Origin of the sequence: Streptomyces sp. CA-135486 (assembly GCF_050936555.1) — a bacterium.
Classification (GTDB): domain Bacteria; phylum Actinomycetota; class Actinomycetes; order Streptomycetales; family Streptomycetaceae; genus Streptomyces.
On record NZ_JBNJMM010000002.1, the window covers coordinates 2,476,640 to 2,493,519 of the forward strand.

Here is a 16,880-nt window from a genome sequence, read left to right on the forward strand (position 1 = left end):
CGGCGCTACCCCGCAATCCGTACGGTCGTGTTGGCGCCCCAGATCGCGAGACTGAGGAAGAAGTCGAGGATGTTGATGGCGACGATGGAGGTGCGCACCGCGCGGCCGACCGCGACGCCGACGCCCGCAGGGCCGCCGCTCGCGTAGTAGCCGTAGTAGCAGTGCACGAGAATGATCACGACGGCGAAGACGATCACCTTGCCGAAGGACCAGAACACGTCGACCGGCGGCAGATACTGCTGGAAGTAGTGGTCGTAGGTGCCGGTGGACTGGCCGTAGTAGCCGGTGGTGATGGTGCGCGCGGCGAAGTACGAGGACAGCAGCCCGATCACATAGAGCGGGATCACGGCCACAAAACCGGCGATCATCCGGGTGGTCACCAGGAACGGCAGCGAGGGAACGCCCATGACCTCCAGCGCGTCGGTCTCCTCGCTGATCCGCATCGCGCCCAGCTGTGCGGTGAATCCGGCGCCGACCGTCGCGGACAGGGCGAGGCCCGCCACCAGCGGCGCGATCTCACGGGTGTTGAAGTACGCCGAGAGGAACGCCACGAAGTTCGAGGTGCCCAGCTGGTTCAGGGCCGCGTAGCCCTGCAGGCCCACCTCGGTGCCGGTGAAGAAGGACAGGAAGGCGATGACGCCGACGGTGCCGCCGATGACGGCCAGCGCCCCGCGGCCGAAGCTCACCTCCGCGAGCAGCCGCAGAATCTCCTTCTTGTACCGGCGCAGCGTCCGCCCGGTCCACGCCAGCGAGCGTCCGTAGAAGGTCAGTTGGGTGCCCAGCTCCTCGAGCCGGTCCAGTACCAGACGATTCATCAGTGCCATCCGTCAACCCCTCTGCGGAACGACTTGGAAGTACACCGCCGTCATCACGAAGTTCGTCACGAACAGCAACATGAAAGTGATCACCACCGACTGGTTCACCGCGTCGCCGACGCCCTTCGGCCCGCCCTTGGCGGTCAGCCCCTTGTAGGAGGCGACGATCGCGGCGATCGCGCCGAACACCAGGGCCTTGAACTCGGCCGCCCACAGGTCGGAGAGCTGGGCGAGCGTGGTGAAGGAGGCGAGATAGGCGCCGGGTGTGCCGTTCTGCAGGATCACGTTGAAGAAGTAGCCGCCGGCCACGCCGACCACCGACACAAGACCGTTGAGCAGCACCGCCACCACCATCGTGGCCAGCACCCTCGGCACCACGAGCCGGTGGATCGGGTCGATGCCCAGCACCTGCATCGCGTCGATCTCCTCGCGGATCTTGCGCGCTCCGAGGTCCGCGCAGATCGCCGTGCCGCCCGCCCCCGCGATCAGCAGCGCGGTGACGATCGGCGAGGCCTCCCTGAGGACCGCGAGCACCGAGGCCGCACCCGAGAAGGACTGCGCGCCCAGCTGCCGCGTCAGGCTGCCGATCTGCAGCGCGATGACCGCCCCGAAGGGGATGGAGACCAGTGCGGTGGGCAGGATCGTGACACTGGCGACGAACCAGGCCTGCTGGATGAACTCCCGTGCCTGGAAAGGGCGTTTGGGTATCGTCCGCAGGACGTCGAGTCCCATGGCGAACAGGCTGCCGGTATGCCTCAGCGCTCCGACGGGGGACAGGCTCATTTGCCCCACCCCTCCTCGCCGCGCAGCGCCCGGACCCCACGCAGCGACTCCCGGTCGGCGATGGCCTCCCAGCGCGGTGGCCGGGTGATGCCCGGGGACGGCAGCAGCCGCGGAGTGACCTCCTGTACGGCCTCGGTGCCGGGGCGTTCCCCGTCGCCGAGCTGCGCCAGCTCCTGCTCGACCTGGGCCGCGTCCTTCTCCTCGGCCATCCCGATCGGGCCCTGCATGCGGCCGTTGAGGAACTGCCGTACCACCGGCTCCTCGCTGGTCAGCAGCTTCTGTCGGGGACCGAACATCACCAGTTCGCGGCGGAAGAGCAGCCCGATGTTGTCCGGGACCTGCCGCGCCGACGCGATGTCGTGGGTGACGATCAGGAAGGTGGCGTCGATCTGCGCGTTGAGGTCGACGATCAGCTGGTTGAGATAGGCCACCCGGACCGGGTCGAGCCCGGAGTCCGGCTCGTCGAAGAGAATGATCTCCGGGTCGAGCACCAGGGCCCGCGCGAGACCGGCCCGTTTGCGCATACCTCCGGATATCTCGCCGGGCAGCTTGTCCTCGGCGCCGATCAGCCCGACCATGTCCATCTTCTCGAGCACGATCCGTCTGATCTCGCTCTCCGACTTGCGGGTGTGCTCCCGCAGCGGGAAGGCGATGTTGTCGTAGAGATTCATCGACCCGAACAGCGCGCCGTCCTGGAACAGCACGCCGAACAGCTTCCGTACCTCGTACAGATCGTGTTCGCGCAGGGAGGTGATGTCCGTGCCGTCGATCCGGATCGACCCGCGCTCGGGCTTGAGCAGCCCGACGAGCGTCTTGAGGAACACCGACTTGCCCGTGCCCGAGGGGCCGAGCATCACGGAGACCTCCCCGGCCGGCAACGTCAGGGAGACGTCCTGCCAGATGACCTGGTGGCCGAAGGACTTGGTCAGTCCTTCCACACAGATCTCGACACCCATACGGTTCACCCTTCAGCCGTGGAGCGGTCCGACATCTGCTCTACGGGGAGGGGGGGCTCGTCCGTCGCTGTGAGGGGAAGATTTTTTTACGGGCCTGGAATAGGGCCGGAATCAGAGTGGAACAGGAGATGCACGCTGGTGTCTCCTAGGGCTTCGGGAGCACCTGCGGCTGGCTCGGCACCTGCGGCAGCGACGTTTTCGCCTCGGGTACGTCCGTGGGGAGCGGCGTCTTCGGCACCGGCACGGACGGCAGGCCCGACGCCGCGGGCAGGTCGGGCACGGCAGGTAGCTCCGGTACGGCGGGAAGGTCCGGCGCGGACGTGAGGTGGGGCACGCCGGTCAGGTCCGGGACGGGGACCTTCGGCACGTTGGACACATCCGGAATGTCGGGTGTGGACAGCGGCAGTTCCGGCAGCGCGGGCAGCGAGGGCACGGTGAGCCCCGGGCCGCCGTACCGCTGTGTCCCGGTCGGGCCGGCATCCTGCCCGGCATCCGTACTGCTGGGGTCCGGCGTCCCACCACCCGCCAGCGGCGAGGGCACGTCCGCGGCGCCCGAGACGGCGGGGACCGCCGGCCGCGAGCGGTCCGGCCCGTCCCAGTCGTGGGCGTACGGCAGGATCAGCCCCGCGACCGCCAGCGTCGCCGCCGTCGAGGCCACCGCCACCGCGTGGGTGTTCCCGCCCCGCGGACGGCCACGGCCGATCAGCCACAGCGCAAGACCGAGGGTGGCGGCCAGCGAATTGCGCAGAGTCCGACGGGCCCGTGCCAGCAGCGACTCGACGGTCCGGTAGCTCAGCCCCATCTTCACCGCGACCTGGCCGACGTCCAGGTCCTCGGACTTCAGCCACAGGGCCTCGGCCTGGCGGGCGGGCAGCTCCCCGCTCCGGCGCGCCAGCCACCTCGCCTCGGCCCGGTCGCAGACCGCCTCCTCGACCGGCACCGGGACGGGCGTGAGCAGCCGGGGGCTGCTGCGCACCTCGGTCTCGCGGTTGACCTGCCGGTACCGGTCCACGCACAGCCGCATCGTGACCGTCGTCAGCCAGGCACCCAGCCGCTCGTCGTCCAGCTGCGGGTTCTCGGCAGCGCGCACCATCGCCTCGTGCACCGCGTCCTCGGCGTCCTCCAGGCTCATGGACCTGCGTCGGGCCACCTTGAGCAGCTGCTCGCGGTGGCTCCACGCCCGCTGCCACCGTTCGTAGGCCGCTTCCGCGTCCGTCGTCATGAGGGCCCCTTCGCGCTCACCCGGCCGGGCGGAGTGCAGGCCCGGCGCGGGGGAGATTACCGCCCAGTATCCGGGCTTGTGGAGGGGGAGGCCCGGATCGATTCCTTTCCGTTGCTGGTCAGCGGATCGACCTTGGGCAGTTCGGGAAGGGCGCTGGGGGCCGGAAGCAGCGGCGCCACGGGCTCGGAGCCGCCGCCCGCACTCTTGGAGGGCGAGGGTGAAGGGGTGGGCGTGGGGGAGGACTTGGGCCCGCCGCCGTGGCCGGCCGGGCGGGAAGGAGCCGTGGAGGACGACCGCGGCCGTGGCGTGTCCGAGGTCTTCGGCTTCGTGCGGACGGTCGCTCCGGAGCCCTGGTCCGGCACGACACTGTGACCTTCGAGGTAGTACGAGAACCACGCCCTGACCGTGCGCAGATACGCGGAGGAGTGGTTGTAGCCGAGGATCGCGCGGTCCAGGTCCGCCCCGTCGGAGAGATCCCGCTCGCCCGCGCACAGATAGTGCCCGGCCGCGAGGGCCGCGTCGTAGATGTTGCCGGGATCGCTGCGTCCGTCACCGTTGCCGTCGGCGCCCCACACGGCCCAGGTCGAAGGGATGAACTGCATCGGGCCGACGGCACGGTCGTACAGGGTGTCCCCGTCGTACAGCCCGCCGTCGGTGTCCGAGATGGCGGCGAATCCGTTGCCGTCCAGCCGCGGGCCCAGGATCGGTGAGAGCGTCGTGCCGTCCGCGCTCACCCGCCCGCCGCGCGCCTGCCCGGACTCCACCTGGCCGATCGCGGCCAGCAGCTGCCAGCGCAGCCGGCAGCCCGGCCTGCTGCCGACGAGAGAGTCCTCGGCCGCGCGGTACGCCGCCAGCACGGTGGCCGGCAGCGCGCCGCCGACCGAAGTGCCGGAGCCCTGCCTACCTTCCCTGGCCTCCGTGCCCCCTTTCGCTCCGGCCGCCCGCAGCGGTGGCAGCTCCGTGCGATACGCGGTGTCGCCGGAGACGCTGGGCCCCGCGGGGACCGGCTGACGTTTCGCCTGGGCCGGGGCGTGTGCTGTCGCCCCCGGTGCCTGCGAAGCGGTCAGTGCCGCCATGGCCGCCGTGATGACCGCCGTCGCCTTGACACCTTTGCGCGTGCGCCCTGTCATGATGCAGACCCCTCCCAGTGCCGCTGTTCGCGGTGTTTCTTCACCTGCTCTACGCGGCACCGGCGCAGTTCCGTCGCACGGACTCGCAACTTTCTCGGGTCTGTTCCGGGTCTGTTCCGGGCCGGGAGGGGCCGGGAGAGCCAACGACGGCGCCGGAGGGCGCGGCTAACGTGGGGGCATGGTGCGACTGAGAGTGGAGTTCACGACCGAGCCGTTCGACCTGGACGAGCCGCCGGCGCACGCGCTGGCCGTCCGCGAGGTCGTCCAGAGCGCGGAACTGGACAAGGTGGACGTCGGTCCGTTCGGCAACACGGCCGAGGGAGGCGCCGACGAGGTGCTGAACGCGGTCGACGCACTGCTGCGCAAGGCCCTCGCGACCGGTGCCACCCGGGTCTCCCTGCAGGTCAATGTCCTGGAGGGCGAGGAATGAGCACGCCCGCCGACCACGCACTCGCCCAGGCGGTCAAGCCGCTCGTGGACGCCATGGGCGGCGTCCTGCTCGCACCCGGCGAGGCACGCGAGGACGACGTCATACTCAGCTGGGAGGGCGAGGAGGTCGTCGCCGTACGCCTCCCGCAGCTGGCGGACTCACTGGAGCACATCCTGGCGGCGCTGGAGCGGCAGCACGGCAAGCCGCTCGCCGAGCTGGACCGCAAGACCAAGCAATCGGTCGTCAGAACGCTCGAGGCGCGCGGCGCGTTTTCCGTACGCCATGGCGTGGAGACGGTCGCCGGCGCGCTCGGCGTCAGCCGGTTCACCGTCTACAACTACCTGAACAGGGAGAACGCCGCGAAGAACGGCTGAGAGCCCGCGGTCGTGTGCCGCCGTCCGGATGTCCGGACGGCGGCTTGTGCGTTGCGGAGTTTTCAACAAAGTGTTGACGTTATGTTGCCCGAGGGCGTTAGCTGGTCCGCAGCCCTTCCCTGCACAGCGAAAAACAGCCACGGAGGCTCCCGTGACGTCGAGTCCACAGCGCTTGCCGGGGGAGGCCCCCGGACCCCCGGCGGGTCTCACCCGGTTCAACACCTCACCGGACAGCGCGGCCCTGGCCGCACTGCACGAGGTGTGCGCCAGTTCGGCGTGGGGGAGCAAGCTGCTCGCCCAGCGTCCGTACGCCACCGTGGAGGCCCTGTTCGACGCCAGTGACGCCGCCATGGCCGAGCTGAGCGCCGAGGATCTGGCCGAGGCGATGGCCGGGCACCCGCCGATCGGCCGGCCGAAGCCCGGGGACCCGACCTCGTCGCGCGAACAGAGCGGGATGGCCGGTGCCTCCGAGCGGCTCAAGGCCGAAATGCTCGAACTGAACCTGTCCTACCAGGACAAGTTCGGACATGTCTTTCTGATCTGTGCCACCGGCCGGACCGGTGAGCAGATGCGTGACGCGGTCCGCGAGCGGATCGGGAACTCGCCCGAGCAGGAGCGGGAAATCGTCCGCACCGAACTGGGCAAGATCAACCGCATCCGGCTGACCCGGCTCGCAGAGCTCGTGGAGGAAGAGAGCGCATGAGCACGGAAACCACGGCTTTGCCGCAAAGTTCGGTGTCCACGCACATCCTGGACACCAGCGTCGGGCGCCCCGCCGAGGGCGTGGCCATCTCGCTCGCGGCCCGCAGTGGCTTCGATGCGCAGTGGGTCGCGCTCGGCGGCTCCGCGACCGATGCGGACGGGCGCTGCAAGGACCTGCCGGCGCTGCCGGAAGGAACGACCCATGTACGTCTCGACTTCGAGACCGAGGCGTACTTCTCAGACAAGCACGGTGCCAACAAGCAAGCCGAGGCGCAGCAGGACGCCCCCCGCGTAAGGGACAGCGGTGCGTTCTTCCCGGAGGTGGCGATCACTTTCGCCGTCACACCGGGCGAGCACTACCACGTACCGCTGCTGCTCAACCCGTTCGGCTACTCCGTTTACCGAGGGAGCTAGCAGACATGCCCACGATTCTCGGCCAGAACCAGTACGGCAAAGCAGAGAACCGCGTCGTCAAGATCACGCGGGACGGCGCCACCCACCACATCAAGGACCTGAACGTCTCGGTCGCCCTCTCCGGCGACATGGACGACGTCCACTACTCCGGCTCCAACACCAACGTCCTGCCGACCGACACCACCAAGAACACGGTGTACGCGTTCGCCAAGGAGTACGGCATCGAGTCGGCCGAGCAGTTCGGCATCCACCTCGCCCGTCACTTCGTGACCAGCCAGGAGCCGATCCACCGGGCGCGCATCCGCATCGAGGAGTACGCCTGGGAGCGCATCGAGACCTCGGACAACAACTCCCGGTTCATCGGGGCCGACGAGGTCAAGCACTCCTTCGTACGCAAGGGCCAGGAGACCCGCGTCACCCAGATCACCTTCGACGGTGAGACGTGGCAGGTCATCTCCGGTCTGAAGGACCTGGTGGTGATGAACTCGACGAACTCCGAGTTCTGGGGCTACGTCAAGGACAAGTACACGACGCTCCCGGAGGCGTACGACCGTATCCTCGCGACCCAGGTGTCCGCCAAGTGGCGCTACAGTTGGTCCTCGGACGAGGAGCGGATGCCGAACTGGGAGAAGTCCTACGAGCAGGCCAGGAAGCACATGCTCCAGGCCTTCGCCGAGACGTACTCCCTCTCGCTCCAGCAGACGCTCTACCAAATGGGTTCGCGCATCATCAACAGCCGCAGTGAGATCGACGAGATCCGCTTCTCGCTGCCGAACAAGCACCACTTCCTGGTGGACCTCGAGCCGTTCGGGCTCAAGAACGACACCGCCGACGGAGCTGTCTACTTCGCGGCCGACCGTCCCTACGGTCTGATCGAGGCCACCGTCCTGCGGGACGGCGTCGAGCCGCAGATCCCGGTCGACATGACCAACCTGTAGCAGTTCTGCCGTACCCCCGACGTGCGCGCCGGCGTCAGGTCCCAGGGGGAGAGCGGGGGCATCTGCGCAACAACAGAACCGCGGACCCGGTCGTCACCCCGCTCGACCCCCGGGTCCGTTCCACCAATGGGAAGAACTGAGGACCCGTCATGGCGGCTTCGCGCATCGTCATCGAGAACTGTTCCATCGCGACCGTGGACGCGAACGACACCGAGTACGCCACCGGCCACATCGTCGTCGCGGACAACCGGATCGAGTCGGTCGGAGCGGGCAAGGCCCCGGCCGGCCTGGAGAACGTGGTCCGCCGCATCGACGGCACCGGCCATCTCGCCACCCCAGGCCTGATCAACACACACCACCACTTCTACCAGTGGATCACCAGGGGCCTGGCCACCGACCACAACCTCTTCAACTGGCTGGTCGCGCTCTACCCGACATGGGCGCGCATCGACGAGCCGATGGCGCGCGCGGCGGCCCAGGGCTCGCTCGCCATGATGGCCCGCGGCGGTGTCACCACCGCGATGGACCACCACTACGTCTACCCGCGGGGCTCCGGCGACCTGTCCGGCGCGATCATCGGTGCCGCTTCGGACATGGGTGTGCGGTTCACCCTCGCCCGCGGCTCCATGGACCGCGGAAAGTCGGACGGCGGCCTGCCGCCGGACTTCGCCGTCGAGTCGCTCGAAGGCGCGCTGGCCGCCACCGAGGCGACCATCGACAAGCACCACGACGCCTCCTTCGACGCGATGACCCAGATCGCCGTCGCGCCCTGCTCGCCCTTCTCGGTCTCCACCGAACTGCTGCGCCAGGGCGCCGAGTTGGCGCGCCGCAAGGGCGTACGCCTGCACACCCATGGCTCGGAGACCGTCGAGGAGGAGGAGTTCTGCAAGGAGCTCTTCGGGATGGGGCCGACCGACTACTTCGAGTCGACCGGCTGGCTCGGCTCGGACGTGTGGATGGCGCACTGCGTCCACATGAACGACTCGGACATCGCCGCCTTCGCCCGTACCGGCACGGGAGTCGCGCACTGCCCGTCCTCCAACGCCCGCCTGGCGGCGGGCATCGCCCGCGTCCCCGACATGCTGAAGGCGGGCGTCCCGGTCGGCCTCGGCGTCGACGGCACCGCCTCCAACGAGTCGGGCGAGCTGCACACCGAGCTGCGCAACGCGCTCCTCATCAACCGGCTCGGGGCCCACCGCGAAGCCGCCCTGAACGCGCGGCAGGCGCTGCGCCTCGGCACGTACGGCGGTGCCCAGGTCCTCGGCCGCGCCGAGCAGATCGGCTCCCTGGAGGCCGGCAAGCTCGCCGACCTGGTGCTCTGGAAGCTGGACACGCTCGCCCACTCCTCCATCGCCGACCCGGTGATCGCGCTCGTCTTCGGCGCGGCCGCCCCCGTCACGCTCTCGCTCGTCAACGGCAAGGCCGTCGTCGAGGCGGGCCGCCTGACCACGGTGGACGAGGACGCCATCGCCCGCTCCGCGCGGGACGAGGCACAGCGCCTGGCGCGCATCGCCGCGCAGGCCTGACCCGAAGGAAGTCCGGTCGAGGGGGACGGCCCTCGACCGGCGGCCGTGGACCCGAGCGTGGTCCACGGCAGCCGTGGCCGGGGGGTGCGCTGCCGCCAATCGGTGACGCACCTCCCGGGACGGTGATCTCCGGCCCTCCGGACGGTGATCCGGCATACCGAAAGGGCCGAGCCTTTGTGAGGCTCGGCCCTTTCGCGCGGGGGGTCGCTGAGTGCGGCGGCGGTGCGGACTCAGTCGATGTGGAAGCTCTCCCCGTACACCTTCCAGTCCAGCGGGGTGTTGAGGTTGAAGTTGTTCTTCTTGACGAAGACCCGCTGGGCCGTGTCGACCCGGCTGGTGTCCTCGTGCGCCTCCTCCTGCTTCATCGCCCAGACCCGCGCGTCGAGGAAGGCGTTCAGATACGTCTTCTCGTCACCGCCCTGCGCCGGCGGCTTGGCCTTGGCGAGCGCCTTCTTGCGGATATTGCTGAAGCTGGTGCTGTCGCCGCCGTCGCCGTGCATGACGATCGCGTCGTAGTAGATGAACTGGCCGAGGACCCCGATGCCGTCCTGCTTGCCGCGGCCCACCGCCGGGTTGAAGTAGACCCGGTCCCGCTCGTCGTTCTGGGCCTTCTTGAACGCCGAGTCCTGGGCCGCCTTCTTCCAGTCCTTGGTGAAGTTCGGGTCGAGCCCCTCGTGCGAGTCGCTGCCGTCGACGTCGCGCAGTGCGGGGAGGTATTTGGCGAGTACGTTTCCGGGCTTGCGGTCGGTGTAGAGCTCGACCAGATCCAGCATGTCGCCGGTGCCGGAACAGAAACCGATGATGCCGGCGGTGTAGCCGCGGCCGTCGCCGATGTCCTCGATGTACTTGTACTGGGCCTTCCAGTCCAGCGAGGAGTTCTCCGCGCTGGACACGATCTGCATGGCGATCTCCTTCTTCGCCGGGTCGTCGAGCCCGATGGCAGCGGAAGCCACGGCGGCGCGGGAGTGCTCCGCGGACTCGTCGGACGAGGCCGCCATGGCGGTGGCCGGCACCGCGAGGAGGGCCACGCCGAGCGCGATGCGGGGGAGGAACGTGAGCGGACGTGCAGGGCGTGCGTGGGGGGCTGGCACGGTGCCTCCAGGGGGGAGTTCGTCGGTCCGTGTTCTGTTAGGAAGCTTTCCTATCAGAGTGCGGAAGTGGCGTACACCCCTTCGCCATGGGCAAGTTCGGCCCAGGAATTCAGCCCAGGAGCTCGGCGCTGCTCGCCGGTTCCACACGCGTCTGCCCGTTGATGCGGTGCCGCTCGATCGAGGAGCGGCGGTACACCTCCTCGCGCACCCGCTGGATCTCGCCGATCGGCCGGTGGTCCTCACGGGTGCGCCACGGCGTGATCGACGTGGTGTCCGCGGCGGTCAGGTTCTCCAAGCCGGCGATGTCCTGTCGCGGGACGGCGATCGTCGCGACCGTGACCCACGGCGAGAGCTGCTCGGGCCATTCGATCGAGGTGTTGTCCACCGGCATCCGGGCCAGATCGGTGTTGAGCTGCACCTGGAGCTCGAAGAGGTGGTCCCGCTCGGCCGCCTCCGCCACCAGGGTGTTGCGGAACGCCTCGCCGTCCGCCTGCACATCGACCGCAAGATGCGTGACGGGTGTGACGGGCACCGTCCGCACCTTGGCGATGTGGTCGCCGTGACGGAAGGCGCCCATGCTGTTGTACGTGTACGAGAGCAGGTTCTGCCGCGGGACCTGGGTGAACGAGAGCATCGCGAACAGCTCGTCCCACAGCCACTCGTCCGCGGTCTCCAAAGTCCCGCGCCTGGTGAGGAATTCGCCCATCCACGACTTCCGCCGCGCCGGGTTCACCAGTGCGTCGGGCAGCTCGGCGAACAGCTCCTCGATGACCATGTAGTCGTACGCCGTATTGGCGAAGAACACCCGGTTGTTGATCAGGTTGAGGTCGAAGGTCGTCGCTTCTGCCTCATCGGCGAGCAGCGAGTCGCCGGGCACTCCGAATATCTTGATGCCCATGCCGCAGGCCGCGCCGAGCAGCGAGTCGGCGCGCAGGTGTCCGAGGCCGTTGGAGTAGCGGACGACGGCGTCATAGGTGCCGGGGGTGGCGAAGATCCCCTGGGCGTACGACGCCGGGGCCTCACCCACCGTGACCGTGGCCTTCACCAGTCCGTACGTCTTGCCGTGTGCCGTCCTGACCGCGCGGCCCACGCCCTGCCGTTCCACGGACTCCCGGGTGCGGCGAGCGACGTTGCGGACGACCTCGTCCAGCTCCTGCTGGTAGGTGGGTCGCTCGACGGGGGCGTATGTTTCGTACCTGACGAACTCCATGGCGGGCCTCTCCTCTGCCGTGCTCTGTGGCTTGTCCTACGAGAAAGATAGCCTGCAATTAAATTGTGCACGATGTAACTGGGTGTGATGATCCCCACTCGGAAACACCCGCGTACTCCGGCTCTGTGCTCCGGCCCCTTTGCTTGATCCGGCGCGCTGCACTGCCCTGCGGCCCTGCCGCTCCGGTCCGCTGTACTCAGGTCCGCGCCGCTGGCCCTGCACTGCGGCGCTCCGGCCCTGCGGCCCTGCGGCCCTGCACTGCGCCACGGCCCTGCGGCGCTGCGGCGGGGCGGCTCCGGCTCGGCACTCAGCTCAGCCGGTCGACCAGCTCACGCAGCTGGTCCCGGAGCCGGCCCGCCTCGTCCGCGGTCAACCCGTACCGCCGGCCCATCGCCGTAGGCACCTGCTCGGCCCGCTCCCGCAGTGCCTCGCCCCGCTCCGTCGTCGCCACCATGACCTGCCGCTCGTCCTCCGGCTGCCGCACGCGGCGCAGCAGCCCGGCCGACTCCAGCCGCTTCACCAGCGGCGACAGCGTGCCGTAGTCCAGGCCCAGAACCGTCCCGAGATCCTTCATCGGGACCTCCCCGCGCTCCCAGAGCGCGAGCATCACCAGATACTGCGGATAGGTCAGTTCCAGTTCCGCAAGGACCGGCCGGTACGCCGCCGTCACGGCCCGGGAGGCGGAGTACAGCGCGAAACACAGCTGGTCGTCGAGCGTGGTCAGGCCCGTGCGGTTGTCACTCATGGCCCTATTCTGCGTCGATGCGGGGGCTGTCGCCGTACGCCGGTCGCGGACCCCGGCGGGCGGCCCCCTCCCGCGGTCAGCGCCCCGGCCACGCCATGAGGCTGCTGAACAGCTCCGCCTGCTCGATCGCGTCGTCGAGCGCGTGGTGAGTGTGCCGCCGCCGTGACAGCAACTCGCGCGGCATCGTGCCCTTGGCGACGGCTCGCAGCGGGAGCCCAGCCTTGGTCGCGTAGAGCGTCTTCATGTCCAGACAGCCGGAGTGCCCGAAGGGGCTCGCTCCGGTGAAGCGCAGCAGATACCAGTACAGGAAGGTCCAGTCGTACGAGGCCGGATAGCCGCACATCACGGGCTGCGCGCCTACGCTCACCTCGCGCACCCAGGCGCTGAACTCGGCCATCGCGGCGGCCGGTTCACTGCCCTCAGTGATCAGCCCGTCCCGGTCGAGTCCGCTGACTGCCAGCGCCTCGGGCACGAAGTCCTCGCTGATGGGCCGCAGTTCACGATAGAAAGTGTGCGACTCTGGATCGGCCGGCGCGTAACTGTCCGCATCCTGGCGGCCGGCCACCGCCGCGCCGAAGCTGATCATTGAGTACGGGCCGGGGATCGGGCCGTCGGCCTCGATGTCGACGGAGATGTAGAGACTGGGTTTCATACGACGTGCCATGCCGGGAGCATCGCATCGGCGCTGCTCCCGGCACATCCGGATTTCCGGGACGCTTGGGAAGCCGGCCGGTCACTCCGGGCCGGGCTGGGGCTTCTCGGTGCTCCGCTTCGGGCCGATCACCAACTCGTGGTCCTGCTCCCCGTGGCCAAGGTCGCGGAACCCCTTGTCGTCCACAGCGAAGTGCGCCTGAATACCGGGAACGATGCGCTGAATGTCCTTCGGCCGGCCGTGGACGACCGCCCGGACGGCTTCGCCGAGCCGGACCGGCTCGCTGAGCGGGCGCTGCCTTCGTACGTCGAAGAACCTGGCGGCCACCTCCTGGCCGCCGTCCGGGACGATCCGATGGGCCTCGGGCAGGGCCGGAGTGAAGATCGCGCTCAGCGCCTCGTAAACGAGGCTCCCTGCCTGCGTGGGGTCCATGTGCACCCCGACGGTTCCAGGATCGCGGTGGCGTCCGGACTTCCCGTCCTTGAGTCGATGCCGCATGTCCCCAGCATCCGGCCGATGGCGTTCATCCGCCCGCCGAGCAGCGCAGGGCCGACCCCTGGGCCCGCCCTCAAGCGGCCTGAAGCGGCCATCCGACTCTGGCTCCGGCCACGATCCGCCGCATAGAACCCAGCGCGTGCCTCTTGGATCGGTTGGTCAGTCGGCCCTACGGCCCGATCTCGAACTGGGGCGGCTGGAGACCTGCGAGGCATCCCGTGTTCGGTGCGTTCGGAGTGTCGAAGAACGAGATGCTGATCGCTTGCGCACACGGCGACTCGGCGAAGGCAACATGGGCGACGTAGGGGACCGTGAGGGCGGTGGACCGGCTCAGCGTGCGGGCGGCGTATGCCCCGTTGCTTGCCCCGGTCTGGGCGTCGAACCCGGCTGACATGACGAGGGTCGGAATGTCGCTGCGCGTTACTCTCCGGACCGAGCGCGGTGCCGCGGGGACGTCCCAGGCGCGGCAGTCCGCATGGAGGAAGGGAAGCTGCGGAGCGTTGGCCAGCACCGAGCGGGGGAACGACGGGAACGCGCGCCGGCCTGCCCGGATCACGTCGGCCTCGCTCTCGGAAGGTGTCCACTCTCTGCAGAAGACCCCGTAGGCGAGCCCGTGGGCGAGCCTCCCGACGGCCTGCGGGCTGAGCTTGCCGCCCGCCCACTGCTGGGCGATCCGTTGCGGGTTGCCGTGGGCCAGCTCGTCGATGGAGCGGGGCACTCCGGCCGCCAGGTGGGTGGCGGAGGTCAGCCAGTTGACCAGGACCCCGCCGTCCAGCACGACCTTCACCGGCGTCGGTTGGTCCGGGACCGTGACGGTGGTGGTGACCGGTCGGGCTTCGAGCTCGCGGACGAGGCGCTCGAAGGTGTCCGACAGGTTCGGATAGCGGTCGTTGCAGGCGGGCTGCTCGGCGCAGGCCTTGAACAGGCCGTCGAAGCCCTGCCGTGCGGCGCTCCAGGTCAGGCTCGCCCCTGCCAGGGACGGCGGCAGGACGCCGTCGATGCCGACCGACCGGATGCCCTTCGGGTGGTCGCGCATGTACATGAGAGCCAGGTCGGTGCCGTAGGAGATGCCGAATACGTTCCACTGCTTGATGCCCAGCGCGACGCGCAGGTCGGCGTAGTCTGCGGCGCTCTCGGTGCTGTTGTAGGCACTGAGGTCGGCCCCGCGGCCCGCCGACCGGTCGCGGCAGATGCGCGTCGCTTTGACGTGCAGGCGTCCGGTGGACGGCGCGCCGTAGACGAGCCCGAGGGCGCGTGCGTTGAACTCGTCAATGTTCGGGCAGGTGAGCTCCGGTTCGGCCGAGTAGGTCCCCCGCTGGGACATGAAGATCACGTCCCGGTCGCGGTTCAGGCCGCCGTCGATCGCCAGCTGGGCCTCGGAGACCGCGTCGTCGCCGGGCCCGCCGGCGAACCACACGATGGGGTCGGGTGCCGGTCTGCTCGTGACCGCCGGCACGATCGCGACGCCGAGGGTGATCTTTCGTCCCCTGCGGTGGGAACGGTTCTCGGGAACGGTGAGCGTTCCGCAGCGGGCTCCCGCGAGAGCGGGGATCGGGTCCGCCGTCCTCGGGCAGGGGCCCGGCACGAAGCGGGCGCCGCCCCCCGTTCGGGCGACCGTGCCGAGCGGCGCTCCGGCACCGGGCTCGGCGCGAGCGGGCGTCACGGCGAGGCCGGTGAGGAGGAGACCGGCCGTGGCCCCGGCCAACGTGGCCGGGAGTCGTCGCACGGTGCGCCGGTGGTGGGGCGGGCGGATGGACATCATTGGGTCTCCGGGGCAGGGGTGATGGTGAACGCAGGGGTGATGGTGAACGGTTTCGGTGCGAGTCCTGACACGCAACCGGTGTCGGGCGCGGTCGGATGCGCGAGGAAGGAGGCCAGGACGCTTTGCGCGCAGGGCGACTGGGGGACCACCCAGTGGCCGATTCCGGGAATCCGCACAGTGGTCGAGCGGGACAGGGTCCGGGCCGCGTATGCCCCCCAGCGCGCCCCGGTCTTCGCATCGAAGGTTCCGGAGACGACGAGTGCCGGCACCTTGCTGACGGTGGCCACCCGCTGGATGGAGGCGCGGTCCGGGACGTTCCAGACGCGGCAGACGTCGTGCGCGAAGGGAAGCTGCGGTGCCTGGGCCAGGACCGTGTCCGGCCACCCTGGGAAGGCCCGACGCCCCGCCTTCAGCAGGTCCCACTCCGAATAGCCCGGCACCCACTCGCTGCAGGCCACCGACTGCGTCAGACCGTGGGCGAACTCGCCGATGACGGGCGTCGCGCCGGCGGCGCGGGCCTGCGCGAAGCGCTCCGGACGTCCGTGGGCGAGTGCGTCGAGCGCCGCGGGGACGTCGACGGCCGGGACGGCGTTGGCGACCAGCAGGTTCACCAGCGCGCCACCGTCGAGGACGACCTTCACCGGGCTTCCTCCCCCCGGCGGCTGCGCCGTCAGCGTCAGGGGGTGCGCCTCCAGCCGCCGGACCTGCTCCGTCAGCGTGAGCGGGAGGTCCGGGTAGCGGCTCTTGCAGCTGGGCTGGGCCGCGCACGCCGCGAAGATCGCGCCGATCCCCTCCCGGGCGCTGTCCCAGGTCCACGGCAGGCTCACGATCTGCGGAGGCACGACGGAGTCGATCGCCACCGAGCGAATCCCCTGGGGGTGCCGGCGCAGGAAGGTGAGGGCCAGGTCGGTGCCGTAGGAGTACCCGTAGACGTTCCAGCGGTGGATGCCCAGCGCCTTGCGCAGGTCGGCGAAGTCGGCGGCGTTCTCGGTGGTGTTGTAGGCACTCAGCCGGACTCCGTCGGCCGTCAGACGATCCCGGCATTTCTTCGTCGCGCGCACCAGGAGCCGTCCGGTCGACGGCGCGTCGTAGCGCAGCCCCACGGAGTCCGCGTAGAACCGGTCGATCTCCGGGCAGGCGAGGTTCGGCTGTGAATAGAGCGTTCCGCGCTGGGCCATGACGATCAGATCGCGGTCCCGGTTCACGCCGGCGTCGACCAGGAAGGGAATGTCCCCGATCGCGTCGCCTCCGGGCCCCCCGGTCATGAACACCACCGGGTCCTCGGCCGGCGTCCCGGACGCGGCCGGAATGATCGCGACGGCCAGCCGGATGGTCCGCCCGCCCCGGTGGGCGCGGTTCTCGGGCACCTCCAGGACCCCGCATCGCCCGGGGACCGGCTCGGGCGTCTTCGGGCAGGGACCGGGCACGAACCGCGCCGAAGCTCCTGAGAGAGGCTCGCGGACGGGTGGTGACACGGGACTGCTCGGTGTCAGGCCGGCCGCACCCAGGAAGGCCAGACCGGCGGCGACGAGCGCCAGCCCGGTGCGCGCGCGCCGGGAGCGTCGCCGTGCGTACCGGTGCTGCGCCCGCCCTCGTACGGACCTGCCGCTCCCGCGAACGGACGGCAGGCAACCC

At 69.7% G+C, this 16,880-nt stretch carries 18 protein-coding genes; 6 read left to right on the plus strand and 12 right to left on the minus strand.

Annotation, left to right across the window (positions count from 1 at the left end):
- Window positions 1-5: 5 nt before the first annotated feature.
- From ACQEVG_RS30660 to ACQEVG_RS30680, 5 genes are all read right to left on the minus strand, one after another.
- The gene (locus ACQEVG_RS30660) at window positions 6-824 is read right to left on the minus strand and encodes an MlaE family ABC transporter permease (RefSeq protein WP_432989766.1); all 819 of its coding nucleotides are present in this window, start codon (window positions 822-824) and stop codon (window positions 6-8) included.
- Between the two features lie 3 nt (window positions 825-827).
- Window positions 828-1,598, minus strand: coding sequence for an MlaE family ABC transporter permease (locus ACQEVG_RS30665; protein WP_432989768.1), 771 nt, complete (start codon window positions 1,596-1,598; stop codon window positions 828-830).
- Window positions 1,595-2,554, minus strand: coding sequence for an ABC transporter ATP-binding protein (locus tag ACQEVG_RS30670; protein ID WP_432989770.1), 960 nt, complete (start codon window positions 2,552-2,554; stop codon window positions 1,595-1,597). The genes ACQEVG_RS30665 and ACQEVG_RS30670 overlap by 4 nt, the downstream gene beginning before the upstream one ends.
- Before the next feature lie 145 nt (window positions 2,555-2,699).
- Window positions 2,700-3,776, minus strand: a complete 1,077-nt coding sequence (locus tag ACQEVG_RS30675; RefSeq protein WP_432989772.1) for a sigma-70 family RNA polymerase sigma factor — start codon at window positions 3,774-3,776, stop codon at window positions 2,700-2,702.
- Between the two features lie 56 nt (window positions 3,777-3,832).
- Window positions 3,833-4,906, minus strand: coding sequence for a lytic transglycosylase domain-containing protein (locus ACQEVG_RS30680; RefSeq protein ID WP_432989774.1), 1,074 nt, complete (start codon window positions 4,904-4,906; stop codon window positions 3,833-3,835).
- Window positions 4,907-5,087: 181 nt separating this feature from the next.
- Here ACQEVG_RS30680 and ACQEVG_RS30685 point away from each other — a divergent pair, with 181 nt between their 5' ends.
- From ACQEVG_RS30685 to ACQEVG_RS30710, 6 genes are all read left to right on the plus strand, one after another.
- Entirely contained in the window at window positions 5,088-5,336 is a 249-nt protein-coding gene (locus ACQEVG_RS30685; protein ID WP_432993021.1) for a hypothetical protein, read from the plus strand.
- Window positions 5,333-5,710: a helix-turn-helix domain-containing protein gene (locus tag ACQEVG_RS30690; RefSeq protein ID WP_432989776.1), complete on the plus strand. Its 378-nt coding sequence runs from the start codon at window positions 5,333-5,335 to the stop codon at window positions 5,708-5,710. The genes ACQEVG_RS30685 and ACQEVG_RS30690 overlap by 4 nt, the downstream gene beginning before the upstream one ends.
- A 151-nt stretch (window positions 5,711-5,861) precedes the next feature.
- Complete coding sequence (uraD, locus tag ACQEVG_RS30695; RefSeq protein WP_432989778.1) at window positions 5,862-6,413, plus strand: 2-oxo-4-hydroxy-4-carboxy-5-ureidoimidazoline decarboxylase; 552 nt, start codon at window positions 5,862-5,864, stop codon at window positions 6,411-6,413.
- Window positions 6,410-6,826 carry a hydroxyisourate hydrolase gene (gene uraH, locus ACQEVG_RS30700; RefSeq protein WP_432989780.1) on the plus strand — a complete coding sequence of 139 codons (417 nt, stop codon included), beginning with the start codon at window positions 6,410-6,412 and terminating at the stop codon, window positions 6,824-6,826. The genes uraD and uraH overlap by 4 nt, the downstream gene beginning before the upstream one ends.
- Window positions 6,827-6,831: 5 nt before the next feature.
- On the plus strand, window positions 6,832-7,764 hold the full coding sequence (pucL, locus tag ACQEVG_RS30705) for a factor-independent urate hydroxylase (protein WP_432989782.1): 933 nt from the start codon (window positions 6,832-6,834) through the stop codon (window positions 7,762-7,764).
- A 149-nt stretch (window positions 7,765-7,913) separates the two neighbouring features.
- The gene (locus ACQEVG_RS30710; RefSeq protein ID WP_432989784.1) at window positions 7,914-9,290 is read left to right on the plus strand and encodes an 8-oxoguanine deaminase; all 1,377 of its coding nucleotides are present in this window, start codon (window positions 7,914-7,916) and stop codon (window positions 9,288-9,290) included.
- Between the two features lie 230 nt (window positions 9,291-9,520).
- Here ACQEVG_RS30710 and ACQEVG_RS30715 read toward each other — a convergent pair whose 3' ends face one another.
- The 7 genes from ACQEVG_RS30715 to ACQEVG_RS30745 all read right to left on the minus strand — a co-directional run bounded on the left by ACQEVG_RS30715 (window position 9,521) and on the right by ACQEVG_RS30745 (window position 16,612).
- Window positions 9,521-10,381, minus strand: a complete 861-nt coding sequence (locus ACQEVG_RS30715) for a chitosanase (RefSeq protein WP_432989786.1) — start codon at window positions 10,379-10,381, stop codon at window positions 9,521-9,523.
- A gap of 109 nt (window positions 10,382-10,490) precedes the next feature.
- The gene (locus tag ACQEVG_RS30720) at window positions 10,491-11,591 is read right to left on the minus strand and encodes a catalase family protein (protein WP_432989788.1); all 1,101 of its coding nucleotides are present in this window, start codon (window positions 11,589-11,591) and stop codon (window positions 10,491-10,493) included.
- A 307-nt stretch (window positions 11,592-11,898) separates the two neighbouring features.
- A complete protein-coding gene (locus tag ACQEVG_RS30725) occupies window positions 11,899-12,336 on the minus strand; it encodes a MarR family winged helix-turn-helix transcriptional regulator (protein ID WP_432989790.1) in 438 nt (145 codons plus the stop codon).
- Between the two features lie 76 nt (window positions 12,337-12,412).
- Window positions 12,413-13,000, minus strand: coding sequence for an exonuclease (locus ACQEVG_RS30730; RefSeq protein ID WP_432989792.1), 588 nt, complete (start codon window positions 12,998-13,000; stop codon window positions 12,413-12,415).
- A 69-nt stretch (window positions 13,001-13,069) separates the two neighbouring features.
- On the minus strand, window positions 13,070-13,486 hold the full coding sequence (locus ACQEVG_RS30735; protein WP_432989794.1) for a hypothetical protein: 417 nt from the start codon (window positions 13,484-13,486) through the stop codon (window positions 13,070-13,072).
- Window positions 13,487-13,652: 166 nt separating this feature from the next.
- Window positions 13,653-15,245, minus strand: a complete 1,593-nt coding sequence (locus ACQEVG_RS30740) for an alpha/beta fold hydrolase (RefSeq protein WP_432989796.1) — start codon at window positions 15,243-15,245, stop codon at window positions 13,653-13,655.
- Window positions 15,242-16,612 (minus strand): alpha/beta fold hydrolase, encoded by a 1,371-nt coding sequence (locus ACQEVG_RS30745; protein ID WP_432989798.1) that lies wholly within the window; start codon window positions 16,610-16,612, stop codon window positions 15,242-15,244. The genes ACQEVG_RS30740 and ACQEVG_RS30745 overlap by 4 nt, the downstream gene beginning before the upstream one ends.
- Window positions 16,613-16,880 lie beyond the last annotated feature (268 nt).

Excerpts from the sequence above, each read along its gene's own strand:
- pucL (WP_432989782.1), top strand. The coding sequence starts at position 6,832 with ATGCCCACGATTCTCGGCCAGAACCAGTACGGCAAAGCAGAGAACCGC.
- ACQEVG_RS30660 (WP_432989766.1), bottom strand. The coding sequence starts at position 824 with ATGGCACTGATGAATCGTCTGGTACTGGACCGGCTCGAGGAGCTGGGC.
- ACQEVG_RS30710 (WP_432989784.1), top strand. The coding sequence starts at position 7,914 with ATGGCGGCTTCGCGCATCGTCATCGAGAACTGTTCCATCGCGACCGTG.
- ACQEVG_RS30690 (WP_432989776.1), top strand. The coding sequence starts at position 5,333 with ATGAGCACGCCCGCCGACCACGCACTCGCCCAGGCGGTCAAGCCGCTC.
- ACQEVG_RS30720 (WP_432989788.1), bottom strand. The coding sequence starts at position 11,591 with ATGGAGTTCGTCAGGTACGAAACATACGCCCCCGTCGAGCGACCCACC.
- ACQEVG_RS30740 (WP_432989796.1), bottom strand. The coding sequence starts at position 15,245 with ATGATGTCCATCCGCCCGCCCCACCACCGGCGCACCGTGCGACGACTC.
- ACQEVG_RS30680 (WP_432989774.1), bottom strand. The coding sequence starts at position 4,906 with ATGACAGGGCGCACGCGCAAAGGTGTCAAGGCGACGGCGGTCATCACG.
- ACQEVG_RS30725 (WP_432989790.1), bottom strand. The coding sequence starts at position 12,336 with ATGAGTGACAACCGCACGGGCCTGACCACGCTCGACGACCAGCTGTGT.
- ACQEVG_RS30675 (WP_432989772.1), bottom strand. The coding sequence starts at position 3,776 with ATGACGACGGACGCGGAAGCGGCCTACGAACGGTGGCAGCGGGCGTGG.
- ACQEVG_RS30665 (WP_432989768.1), bottom strand. The coding sequence starts at position 1,598 with ATGAGCCTGTCCCCCGTCGGAGCGCTGAGGCATACCGGCAGCCTGTTC.
- ACQEVG_RS30730 (WP_432989792.1), bottom strand. The coding sequence starts at position 13,000 with ATGGCACGTCGTATGAAACCCAGTCTCTACATCTCCGTCGACATCGAG.
- uraH (WP_432989780.1), top strand. The coding sequence starts at position 6,410 with ATGAGCACGGAAACCACGGCTTTGCCGCAAAGTTCGGTGTCCACGCAC.
- ACQEVG_RS30670 (WP_432989770.1), bottom strand. The coding sequence starts at position 2,554 with ATGGGTGTCGAGATCTGTGTGGAAGGACTGACCAAGTCCTTCGGCCAC.
- ACQEVG_RS30735 (WP_432989794.1), bottom strand. The coding sequence starts at position 13,486 with ATGCGGCATCGACTCAAGGACGGGAAGTCCGGACGCCACCGCGATCCT.